At 52.6% G+C, this 11,088-nt stretch carries 9 protein-coding genes and 1 tRNA gene; 7 read left to right on the forward strand and 3 right to left on the reverse strand.

Features of this window, described 5'->3' with window-relative positions; translation table 11 throughout:
• Positions 1 to 52: 52 nt before the first annotated feature.
• Positions 53 to 1,012 carry an ABC transporter substrate-binding protein gene (locus O2N63_RS11290; protein ID WP_271054374.1) on the reverse strand — a complete coding sequence of 320 codons (960 nt, stop codon included), beginning with the start codon at positions 1,010 to 1,012 and terminating at the stop codon, positions 53 to 55.
• A 149-nt stretch (positions 1,013 to 1,161) separates the two neighbouring features.
• Between O2N63_RS11290 and O2N63_RS11295 the strand changes: the two genes are divergently transcribed.
• The 4 genes from O2N63_RS11295 (at position 1,162) to O2N63_RS11310 (ending at position 7,087) form a co-directional block, all read left to right on the forward strand.
• Complete coding sequence (locus O2N63_RS11295) at positions 1,162 to 2,913, forward strand: PQQ-dependent methanol/ethanol family dehydrogenase (protein WP_271054375.1); 1,752 nt, start codon at positions 1,162 to 1,164, stop codon at positions 2,911 to 2,913.
• A 74-nt stretch (positions 2,914 to 2,987) separates the two neighbouring features.
• Positions 2,988 to 3,680 (forward strand): response regulator, encoded by a 693-nt coding sequence (locus O2N63_RS11300; RefSeq protein ID WP_271054376.1) that lies wholly within the window; start codon positions 2,988 to 2,990, stop codon positions 3,678 to 3,680.
• Positions 3,681 to 3,711: 31 nt separating this feature from the next.
• The gene (locus O2N63_RS11305) at positions 3,712 to 4,857 is read left to right on the forward strand and encodes an FIST N-terminal domain-containing protein (RefSeq protein ID WP_271054377.1); all 1,146 of its coding nucleotides are present in this window, start codon (positions 3,712 to 3,714) and stop codon (positions 4,855 to 4,857) included.
• Positions 4,850 to 7,087, forward strand: coding sequence for a hybrid sensor histidine kinase/response regulator (locus O2N63_RS11310; protein WP_271054378.1), 2,238 nt, complete (start codon positions 4,850 to 4,852; stop codon positions 7,085 to 7,087). Before O2N63_RS11305 ends, O2N63_RS11310 begins: the two co-directional genes overlap by 8 nt.
• Positions 7,088 to 7,191: 104 nt before the next feature.
• On the opposite strand, the gene adh is transcribed toward O2N63_RS11310, so the two are convergent.
• On the reverse strand, positions 7,192 to 8,712 hold the full coding sequence (gene adh, locus O2N63_RS11315; RefSeq protein WP_271054379.1) for an aldehyde dehydrogenase: 1,521 nt from the start codon (positions 8,710 to 8,712) through the stop codon (positions 7,192 to 7,194).
• Positions 8,713 to 8,931: 219 nt separating this feature from the next.
• Here adh and O2N63_RS11320 point away from each other — a divergent pair, with 219 nt between their 5' ends.
• From O2N63_RS11320 to O2N63_RS11330, 3 genes are all read left to right on the forward strand, one after another.
• Positions 8,932 to 9,558, forward strand: a complete 627-nt coding sequence (locus O2N63_RS11320) for a pyridoxamine 5'-phosphate oxidase family protein (protein WP_271054380.1) — start codon at positions 8,932 to 8,934, stop codon at positions 9,556 to 9,558.
• A 260-nt stretch (positions 9,559 to 9,818) separates the two neighbouring features.
• A complete protein-coding gene (locus tag O2N63_RS11325) occupies positions 9,819 to 10,235 on the forward strand; it encodes a c-type cytochrome (protein WP_271054381.1) in 417 nt (138 codons plus the stop codon).
• Positions 10,236 to 10,368: 133 nt separating this feature from the next.
• The gene (locus O2N63_RS11330) at positions 10,369 to 10,716 is read left to right on the forward strand and encodes a DUF779 domain-containing protein (protein ID WP_271054382.1); all 348 of its coding nucleotides are present in this window, start codon (positions 10,369 to 10,371) and stop codon (positions 10,714 to 10,716) included.
• 259 nt (positions 10,717 to 10,975) lie between these two features.
• Here the strand turns inward: O2N63_RS11330 and O2N63_RS11335 are convergent.
• Positions 10,976 to 11,065 (reverse strand) — tRNA-Ser (locus tag O2N63_RS11335).
• Between the last annotated feature and the right edge of the window lie 23 nt (positions 11,066 to 11,088).

Raw genomic sequence — 11,088 nt, forward strand, 5'->3', positions numbered from 1 at the left:
AACAGCCCCAGAGAGAAAATGCGTATGCCCGTATCCCGGCGCATTGTCTGGCTTAGCTTCCGACGAATAGACCGGCAGGCACTGATGTCGCCTTGCCAACAAGCTCTTCCCCACCGAGTTGCCCCATGAGGCTGAGCATTTCTTCTACGGCATCAGAATCGATTTCAGCACTTTGAGGAATGCCTGCGATGAACCCGGCTTTCAGAGCATCAAACTGCGCATCAGACTTGGGTTTCATACGGGGGCGCACAACCTCCCAAGCCGCATCTTCTTCGCGCAGAATATCCTTGGCTGCCCGTGATGCTGTGTAAAGCGCATTGGCAAGATCCGGGTCCATGTCACCAGAGACAATATACCCCAAGAGTGGAGTTGTCGCACTCAGGCCGAGCGCTTCCGCCGCATCCTGTACCGAGACGAGTTCAACCAGTCCGGCAGCTTTGGCCTTAGCCTGGAAATGCCAAAAATTGATAACCGCATCGACTTCACCAGTGAGGGCCGATTTGAACATCAAGGGCGGCGCACCAAACTCTTGTTTCGATATTCCCTCAAGCTCGATGCCACTGGTTTTTTCTGCATAAGCCTGCAAAATAAGCCAGCTTTTATCGAGCGGACCTCCAGCGATACCAATTTTCTTGCCTTCCAACCCTGCAAGGTCGGTGATGCCACTTTCGGGCTTGACCATGATGCCACCAACCGCAGTTGAATAGGGAATGAATTTCAGGTCTCGCCCTTCTGCGCGCTGGCGTGCTGCCCACACTACATCCGATACCATTGCGTCAATCTCGCCGCCTAGAAATGCGATGTCTGAGGCGTTTCCACCCCCCATCGGTACGACCTCAAGCATAAAGCCATTCGCTTCGTCGAGGCCATTGTGCTTGATCGTATCAAGCTCCCAGTTGACGGTGCCGTAAGACAAGGCGCCAAGACGAATGACAGGCAAATCGGCAGCGACAGAAATCTGCGCCATGCAGGCGAGTGCGGCACCAAGCGCGACTTTCTTTATTCCAAACATAACAGTCCTCCCTAGTTACCCAAAGCCTAAGCAAAGAGGGGGTGCGCAACATATACGACCAATTGGCAATACCGCTTACCGCCACTTTCCGCGACGTTTCTTCACAACAGAAATCAGACGTTTCTGTGGTCTCGGAATGGGAGGAAAGAATGAACAAATTGCTACTGACGACGTCCGCGATGTTGATCGCTGCGACGGCGTCGATCGCTGGCGTGACTGAAGAAGACATTGCCAATGATCAGACCATAACCAATCAAATTGTCACGAACGGGATGGGGCGTCACCTACAGCGCTTTAGTCCTTTGAAAATGATCAATAAAGATAATGTCCGACACCTGGTTCCGGCATGGTCATTTTCAATGGGTGGCGAGAAACAACGCGGTCAGGAAACGCAACCACTGATCTATGACGGGATCATGTATGTGACCGGTTCCTATTCGCGTCTTTATGCGATTGATGTCGAAACCGGTGAAGAGATTTGGCAGTATGATGCCCGGTTGCCTGAAGGTATCCTGCCATGCTGTGACGTGATCAACCGTGGCGGTGCGATTTATGGCGACAAGATTTATTTTGGCACCCTCGATGCCCGGATTGTCGCGCTTGACCTGAAAACGGGCGATGTGGTCTGGAAAGACAAAATCGCTGACTACAAAGCTGGTTACTCATATACTTCGGCCCCGCTTATCGTGGACGGTCTGGTGATCACCGGCAACTCAGGTGGTGAATTCGGAATTGTGGGCGAAGTGCAAGCGCGTGATTCTGAAACCGGCGACGTGGTATGGACACGCCCTGTCATCGAAGGGCACATGGGCACGCTGAACGGCGAAGAAAGCACCATGACCGGCGAGCTGAACGCAACCTGGCCCGGTGATCTTTGGAAAACTGGTGGTGGTGCAACCTGGCTTGGTGGATCATACGACGCCGATACCGACACGCTTGTGTTCGGCGCTGGCAACCCTGCTCCGTGGAACTCTTGGTTGCGCGATGCAGGCGACAAAAACGACGGATCTGGTGATAACCTCTATGCTGCTTCGCGTATCGGGATCGACCCGGCGAACGGCGAGATCAAGTGGCACTTCCAGACCACCCCGCGCGAGGGTTGGGATTTTGACGGTGTGAATGAAGTTGTTCCCTTCGTCGACGCTGAGGGCAACAAGCGCTATGCCACAGCGGATCGTAACGGCTTCTTCTACGTCCTGAACCGTGAAGATGGTGCGTTCGTGTCGGCTTCTCCTTTCGTGAAAGATATCACATGGGCGGAAGGCATCGATGAAAACGGTCGCCCGATCTACAACGAAGAAAATCGCCCCGGCAACCCGGCTGACGCTGCTGACGGTGGCAAAGGCAATGTGGTGTTCTCGGTTCCGTCCTTCTTGGGTGGTAAGAACTGGATGCCGATGGCGCACAGCCCGGATAATGGTCTGTTCTTCGTTCCATCGAACGAATGGGGCATGGATATCTGGAACGAGCCAGTCAGCTACAAGGAAGGTGCTGCCTACCTTGGTTCCGGCTTTACGATCAAACCGATCTTCGAAGACTATATCGGCTCTCTGAAGGCGATTGACCCGAATACCGGCGATATCAAATGGGAATACAAGAACGATGCACCGCTTTGGGGTGGCGTAATGGCAACCGCTGGTGGTCTTGTGTTTACCGGGACACCCGAAGGGTACCTGAAGGCATTTGATGCTGATTCAGGTGAAGAACTGTGGAAGTTCCAGACCGGTTCAGGCATCGTTGGGCAACCCGTAACCTGGGAACAAGACGGCCAGCAATATGTTTCCGTAGCCTCCGGTTGGGGCGGCGCCGTTCCGCTCTGGGGTGGTGAAGTGGCCAAAAAGGTCAACTTCCTCAACCAAGGGGGCTCGATCTGGGTCTTCAGAGTTCCGGTCATGAACTGATCAGCAATTGCTTGCGGAGCCTGTACCTTGCAGGCTCCGCATTTTCGTTATTTAATTAGGAGGCGTTGGAGCAAATGGCTGAGGTCGTCATGCCGATTGTCGGAGAAACAAACCAATTGAAGCTGTTGTTGATCGACGATCACCCGTTGTTTTGCGACGCCATGGCGATGACTGTCGGAGAGATATTCGACGCCCCCATCATCCAGACCGCCGCTACGCTTAAAGAAGCGCTGGTGAGAGTCGACCACACCTTGCCCGATCTCATTGTTCTGGATTTGAACCTGCCTGATGTAGATGGAATTGATGGTCTGATCAGGCTCAAACAAGCCTCGCCTGACGCGAAAATCGTCGTTGTTTCATCCATATCGGACAATCGCATTACAACAAGTGTTCTTGATGCAGGTGCCGTTGGCTTCGTTCCTAAAGGCAGCCCGCGGAACGAGCTTGTTCGTGCGTTCCAACTTGTTGCCGACGGCGAAATTTACACTCCCGAAGATTTTGTGGTTCCTCAGGGTGGTTTACGATCGCAAGCAAGCCATGACGTCGTAGAGAAACTTGCAAGCCTTACACCGCAACAATCCGTAATCCTGAACCTGATCTGCGAAGGCAAACTAAACAAGCAAATCGCCTTTGACCTTTCAATTGCCGAGACAACGGTGAAAGCCCACCTCACCGCGATCATGCGCAAGCTTGGTGTCCAGAACAGAACGCAAGCGGTGTTGTTGGCTAAGAAAGTCAGTTATGCTTCTTTGTCAGGGGAGAGCTAAAATAAGCCGGCTTTTCAGGGAGGAGTGTTGATTGGACGAGCTTCACGCGCGCATTGTCGCAACCGTGTCTATCGATGTTACGGATGAAACGGATCCAGGTTCAAAACTGGTTGAGGCGTTAGGGGATACCCCCTTCGCCTGTGTGATTGTTTTGGCATCTCCAGACGTGGATCTGGAAGCTTTCACTGCAAATCTGCAAGGCAAAATCAACGCCCCACACATCCTTGGTGCGCGGACCGCCGGAGAAATTTGCGACGAAGGATACAGCGAAAACAAAATCGTCGCCCTTGGCTTCCCGCAGACCCATTTCGCCGCAAGCGCCCGCATGTTTGAGGCCATTGATGACCCCGATGAAGTTGCAAGGGGTCGTGACGTTCTTGCGCTGCGCCACGCTGCCCAAGCGCAGCGGCAGGACTTCGAGAACGAATTTGCCTTCCTGCTTGTTGACGGCATGTCCCGACGCGAGGACGCATTTGTCCTGAATATCTCGACGGCCCTTGGTTCGACGCAATTGTTTGGTGGTTCATCAGGAGATGGACTGCGGTTCGAAAGTGCGCCGGTATTTTACAACGGATTGATCAGGAACAACGCCGCAATTGTGCTGATCGTTCGCAGCAATTGTCGGTTTAAGGTTTTCCGAGAAGATCACTTCGAACCATCGGATAAACGGTTGGTAGTGACCGGTGCAATTCCGGAGCTGCGCCTTGTAACTGAAATAAACGCAGAACCCGCGGCCCCCGAATACGCAAGGATCGTTGGTATCGATCCCAACCAATTGTCTCCGTTTATCTTTGCATCGCACCCGATTGTTGTTTCTGTGGGAGACCAACACCATGTGCGCGCCATCCAACGGGTCGAAGAAAACGGGCATCTCAGGTTCTTTGCTTCGATTGATGAGGGAATGGTTCTGACTGTCGCGAATGCAAGTAGTATTACCGATCATCTTCAGTCAGTGCTCGAGAAGCTGTCCGAAGAACATGAACCTGAATTAATTTTTGCGTGCGACTGTATCCTCAGGCGTCTGGAGGCCGAACAGAAACAAGAAATCATCAACATGTCCGCCCAGCTAAAGAAACACCGTGTCATTGGGTTCTCCACCTATGGGGAGCAGCATAACATGCTGCATGTGAACCAAACATTGACAGGGATCGCAATATACCCGCCAGCCTATGAGTGAACCACATTCCACAGATGGTCTTCTAAAGGCCTCCGATAGCCTTGAACGCGAAAATGAAAAACTCAAGGTGATCGTCGACAAGCTGATGTCGCGTGTTGAGCGCGAGACAGTGGACCGCGCGCAGGGTTTTATGCATTTCGAGCGAGCAATTGCCTTGGAAGGTGAAGTGCAACAACGCACGCACAAACTCGAAGAAGCGCTTGATGTGCTCCATGCAACCAATGCAACGCTTGCGGTTGCTCAGCGGGAAGCCGAAAAAGCCAGACGAGATCTCTCAACATCAGTTGAATCTATTCAGGAAGGATTTGCGATCTTCGACGCCAACGAGAAGCTCGTGATGAAAAACTCGCGCTTCTCAGCCTTGTTCGAGGATGTCGTAAGTGAGATCAAACGGGGGATCAGCTTCGAAGACTACATCCGCCTGACCGCAAGCAGCGAGCATTTCTTCCGGCCGAAAAACCTGTCAGTGGAAAATTGGGTCAATCGGCGGATCGAGGTTCACAAAAGCAATTCTGTGAACTTCACACTCGAACTTAAAAATGACCTCTGGCTGCAAATCAGCGAGCAAAGCACCCCCGATGGGGGCACCATCGTCCTGCAAACCGACATCACCGACCACACGCGCCTTGAGCGAGAGGAGCGTGCAAAAATTCTGGATCAACAAGCAAAGATCGTCAAAGCGACGCTCGAACACATTGAACAGGGCGTTCTGATCTTCGATGCGGATTGCAAACTTGTTGAGTGGAACCATGCAGCCATTGAAATCCTGAAAATACCCCGCCGCCTGGCACGTGCCGGAATGCGTTTGACCAGGTTCGAACATCTGTTTGTGCCGGGCTTTGTATTCTTCGCAGATAACCAGCCGCAGGTCGTGTTTGAATGGGCCTGTTTCGGGAAAGGGCGTGAAGTTCTACGTTGTGAATTAGAAGCCGTGAATGGCTTCCAATACGATGTGATGGGGCAGGAAATGGCGGACGGGTCTTTCCTGGTCTCCTTTAACGATGTCACCAAATTACGTCAGACCTACAAAGATCTGCATCAGGTCAACGAAACACTGGAACAGCGTGTTGTTGAACGAACCGACGAACTACGCGCTGCCCGTGATTTCGCAGAGCGTGCAAACGCGTCGAAATCGCGTTTCGTTGCAGCTGCCAGCCATGACTTGCTGCAGCCGGTGAATGCCGCAAAACTGTTCATTTCATCCCTGGAGCACACAGAGCTCGACCAGAAGCAGAACTCGATCGTAGGAAGAATATCAAAGAGTTTTCAATCAGTTGAGTCGATATTGGGTGCCCTACTGGATATTTCAAAGCTGGATTCCGGGCAGGTCAACCTCAATATTTCTGACTTTTCGCTGGATCAGATATTTGACCGGCTACTGGATGAGTTTTCTGACGCCGCAGCGGAAAAGGGGTTGAAACTGACAGTTGTACGCTCGTCGGCGCGTGTAAACTCTGATCCGGTTTATTTGCGCCGCATCCTGCAAAATCTTGTTTCAAATGCGATCAGATATACCGACACGGGTCGGGTATTGGTCGGCGTTCGCCACCACGCCGACAGGCTTGATGTGCATGTGATCGACACTGGCATCGGTATTGCACCCGAGGAGCAAGAGCTCGTATTCAAAGAATTTCACAGATCCGATCCAAGCCAGTCCTCGGAATCTGCAATGGGTCTGGGGCTCGCGATCGTAGAGCGCGCCTGCCTGATGTTAGAACATGATCTGGCTTTGACCTCAGTTGTCGGAGAAGGAACATCGATTTGTGTCACCGTCCCACATGCCAAGCAGGATGAACTTCCTGTCGACACCATAGAGCCAAACCGGGATCTCCCAAGCTCGCTCCAGAATGCTCTGATCATGGTGGTCGAAAACGATCCTTCGGTGCGCGATGCTATGGAACGAGTGCTTGAAACCTGGGGAGCTGCACCCATCATTGCGGCCTCTCAGCAGGATGCCGAGGCGCAGATCGCCGAGCTGGGACTGATCCCGGATATATTTCTTGTAGATTACCATCTCGACGAGAACAAAAACGGGCTTGAGTTGATCAAGAACCTGCGTGCCCAGCACGGACCTTTGCTGGCCATTCTGCTGACTGCGGACCGCTCGACAGAATTGGAACGTAAAGCCCACAGCCAAGGTGTGTTTTTGCGCCACAAGCCTCTTGATATCGTGGACCTGCAAGAGCTTGTGGGAAGGCTCCTTGCACGCCGTACCCCCTCGCAGCCATAGCGAACCTGCAACTGCTATCGGGAACAAGAAAGCCCGCCTCCGAAGAGGCGGGTTGGACAGTCTGTCACGGCAAGCGGGGAGAGAATTCCGTGACAGGTTGCGTCCTAGAAGAAACCCAGCTTATTGGGGTTGTAGCTCATCAAGACGTTTTTGGTCTGCTGGTAGTGATCCAGCATCATCTTGTGAGTTTCGCGGCCAATGCCCGACTGCTTATAGCCGCCGAAGGCTGCGTGTGCCGGGTAAGCGTGGTAGTTGTTTACCCATACGCGACCAGCTTCGATGGCGCGGCCGAACCTGTAGCAGCGGTTCGCATCGCGCGACCAGACACCGGCACCAAGACCGTACATGGTGTCATTGGCAATTTGCAGCGCTTCTTCTTCGTCCTTGAAAGTAGTCACCGACACGACCGGTCCAAAAATCTCTTCCTGGAAGACGCGCATCTTGTTGTGGCCTTTCAGGATGGTGGGCTGGATATAATAGCCACCCGAGATGTCACCGTTGAACCGTGCAGCGTCACCACCAACCAGAACTTCAGCACCTTCTTCACGACCAATAGTCAGGTAGGACATGATCTTGTCCTGCTGTTCCTGACTGGCCTGAGCGCCGACCATCGTATCAGCCAGACGCGGGTCACCCTGCTTGATCGCTTTCACGCGTTCGATGCAGCGCGCCATAAACTCTTCATAGATGTCTTCTTGAACAAGCGCACGGCTTGGGCAGGTGCAAACCTCGCCTTGGTTGAAGGCAAACAGAACGAAGCCTTCAACGGCTTTGTCCAGGAATGCATCATCTTCGGCCATAACGTCCGAGAAGAAGATGTTGGGCGACTTGCCACCCAGCTCCAGGGTCACCGGAATAAGGTTTTCAGTCGCTGCTTGCATGATCAAACGACCGGTTTCAGTCGAACCGGTGAATGCGATCTTGGCGATGCGGCTCGAACGGGCCAGTGGGGCGCCAACTTCTGCACCGTAACCATTGACGATGTTCAAAACACCATCCGGCAATAGGTCTGCGATGATTTCGATCAGTACCATGATTGCAGCGGGTGTCTGCTCAGCCGGCTTCAGAACGATACAGTTGCCAGCAGCCAGCGCTGGGGCCAGTTTCCATGCCGCCATCAGGATCGAGAAGTTCCACGGAATGATCTGTCCAACCACACCCAGAGGTTCGTGATAGTGATAGGCCACGGTGTCTGCATCGATTTCCGACATCGACCCTTCTTGGCTACGCAGAACGCCTGCAAAATAGCGGAAATGGTCAACTGAAAGCGGAATGTCTGCAGCAGTGGTCTCGCGGATCGGCTTACCGTTGTCCCAGGTTTCTGCAGTTGCGATGGCTTCGAGATTTTCCTCGATCCGATCAGCAATTTTCAACAGGATGTTCGAGCGCTCAGCAACCGACGTACGTCCCCAGGCTTCTTTCGCAGCATGGGCAGCATCCAGTGCCAACTCGACATCTGCCGCATCGGAACGGGCAACTTCACACACCACTCCGCCAGTGATCGGGGTGGTGTTTTCGAAATACTTCCCATTAACCGGTGCAACAAACTTACCGCCAATATAGTTGTCATAACGCGACTTGAAAGGCGAAGCGAAGGTGCCTGCCTCTTGTGCCATCTCGTTCATAACGTCTCCTCCCTAGATGGTGATTGAAATTTGGATAGAGGGAGCATGGACACTAATTTTCCATTCAGCATCCCCGACTTTGGTAGGAGACCCGACTTGAGTGAGATCGCTTAGAATGTAGGCTATGCCATTCTTGGGAAAGTAACGGCTGCTCGGGTTGTCGGTCTTCTCTGAACGATTTCCCGATGTCACGATCCAACCTCAGACAGGAGCAAGAAAATGGAAGACTACGCTGAGCTGATGTTTCGAGGGCAGGTCGCTGAAATCCAGAAAGCCAAGGGATATCACGATATTCACAAGAGCAACTATCAGCGTCGAACTCAGTCTGCGCTTGGTCCTGATGACGTAGCATTTATCCAATCGCGCCAAAGTTTCTATATTGCGAGCGTAAATTCAGACGGATGGCCTTATGTTCAGCACCGCGGAGGGCCTGCGGGATTTTTGAAAGTGATCGGTCCCAACCGCGTCGCCTGTTTGGATTATGTCGGCAACAGGCAATTCATCACCATGGGGCATGTCGCCGAGGACCCAAGAGTGTCATTGTTTTTGATGGACTACATGCGCCAGACACGGATGAAGCTTCAGGGGCGCGCGAGTCTGACTCCTCTGGATGAGGCTGACCCTTCGATTATAAACCACTTTTCTGCGGCCGGTACACCTGCTGAACGGCTTCTTGTAGTTGAGGTTGTTGCCATGGATTGGAATTGCACCAAGTACATCCCACCCTTTGTTCCCGTTGAAATCGCAAATGAAGCAACCGAACGTTATACGGCCGAGCTTCAAGCTGAGAATGCGGCACTCAGAGCAAAACTGACGGAGTTGAAGACGGACGGCGATCAGGCCTGATCGGGAAATGTCCACGGCCCGAGTATTACGCTGCCAATGCCATTCATCAGCCACAGGCGCACGCATCTTCAGGTCCTTGTGCGGGGCACTTTCCGTATAATCTGAAAAGCGTTCGCCCCGCCTCACAACACCCGAAAGCCCTGTTTTTACAATCTTTCTACGACTAAAGTCGTAGAGAAATAGCCTCGTTTTATTGACCTGCGTCAAAACAGTATCGACTTAGCAGATCCTATCATCCGGGTATAAAATCGGAGGCTCCAATGAAATATCTCTCCCATACTCTCAGCGCAATATGTCTCGCGCTTATGACATCCCCTGCCGCAGCAGAATCCACCTTTGACAAGGTCAAGATCGAAGCAGGTGAAAAACTCTACAACTCCGAATGCCGCAAGTGTCATGCACCGGATTCTTCAGATCCAAGCTATGGTCCACCGCTTGAAAACGTCGTTGGGCGTGGCGCGGGAACCATTCAGGATTATGACTATTCTACCAGCTTGGAGGCTTCGGGCATCGTATGGACACCCGCTGCTCTTCGCGCATGGATGGAAGACAATGCCGGGTTTATGCCGGGCACGAAAATGCGCCATGTCGGTATTGAAGATCGTACAGTTCAGGATTTCATTCTCGCGTATCTGGGCAGCATCACCACCCAGGACAATACCAAGGTTTCAGAGTGATCCACGTTCCAGAAACCGCGTCTCAAGATCAAATCTGATCCAGTGCAACCTTACACGCTCTGAGACCTTTGTCGCATTCTATTCCCTGTGTTGCCGCGTTACGCTGACGTGGCAACACAGGGAGATTGAAAGGATGACCTCATCAGAAAAAGTCGTTGTAACAGATGCAGCTCTTGAACTTCTCGAGGAGTTGAGGGCTGAACATGGCGATGTCCTATTCAAGATCTCAGCAGGTTGCTGTGATGGTACGGGTCCCATGTGCTACCGCACCAGCGACATCATAATAGGCGCAAATGAAGTCAAACTCGGCGATGCAGATGGTGCAGGAATATGGGCCTCTCCATCAATCGCAGACATCTGGAAGAATTCTCAATTGATCCTGGACGCAGGCCCCGGGACCGGTGCCGGGTTCAGCCTGGACAATGGGCGAACGACCCATTTCCTGACCCGCGCTCGCATATTGTCGGACAATCAACGTTAATCTAGGACAAATTTGCCGGTGGCAACAGTTACGACTGACCAACTGTCGGCCCTCAAAGCCACAAGGCTGTAGACTAGAAATTCAATAGATTACGATAGGGTTTTCGCGGTTCCTAAATCATGGGAAATACTTTGAACCCGAACTCCCCCCACCATTCCGTTTCGCGACTGCAATCCGCTTACGTGCACTGGCGTCATACCAAACTCAGCCGCATAAATCCGTTGAATCAGCGCCATAGATCATCTTTTGAAAAGTTAAGTGGCGGAGCGGAAGGGATTCGAACCCTCGAGACGGTTCCCCGCCTACACACTTTCCAGGCGTGCGCCTTCGACCACTCGGCCACCGCTCCGCCGGTGTAGCTACTAAGAAAGT

Origin of the sequence: Aliiroseovarius salicola (genome assembly GCF_027891095.1) — a bacterium.
In the GTDB taxonomy this organism is placed as follows: domain Bacteria; phylum Pseudomonadota; class Alphaproteobacteria; order Rhodobacterales; family Rhodobacteraceae; genus Aliiroseovarius; species Aliiroseovarius salicola.

Bases quoted from the DNA above. Each gene is read 5' to 3' on its own strand.
- O2N63_RS11290 (WP_271054374.1), bottom strand. From the start codon at position 1,012: ATGTTTGGAATAAAGAAAGTCGCGCTTGGTGCCGCACTCGCCTGCATG.
- O2N63_RS11295 (WP_271054375.1), top strand. From the start codon at position 1,162: ATGAACAAATTGCTACTGACGACGTCCGCGATGTTGATCGCTGCGACG.
- O2N63_RS11300 (WP_271054376.1), top strand. From the start codon at position 2,988: ATGGCTGAGGTCGTCATGCCGATTGTCGGAGAAACAAACCAATTGAAG.
- O2N63_RS11310 (WP_271054378.1), top strand. From the start codon at position 4,850: ATGAGTGAACCACATTCCACAGATGGTCTTCTAAAGGCCTCCGATAGC.
- adh (WP_271054379.1), bottom strand. From the start codon at position 8,712: ATGAACGAGATGGCACAAGAGGCAGGCACCTTCGCTTCGCCTTTCAAG.
- O2N63_RS11320 (WP_271054380.1), top strand. From the start codon at position 8,932: ATGGAAGACTACGCTGAGCTGATGTTTCGAGGGCAGGTCGCTGAAATC.
- O2N63_RS11325 (WP_271054381.1), top strand. From the start codon at position 9,819: ATGAAATATCTCTCCCATACTCTCAGCGCAATATGTCTCGCGCTTATG.
- O2N63_RS11330 (WP_271054382.1), top strand. From the start codon at position 10,369: ATGACCTCATCAGAAAAAGTCGTTGTAACAGATGCAGCTCTTGAACTT.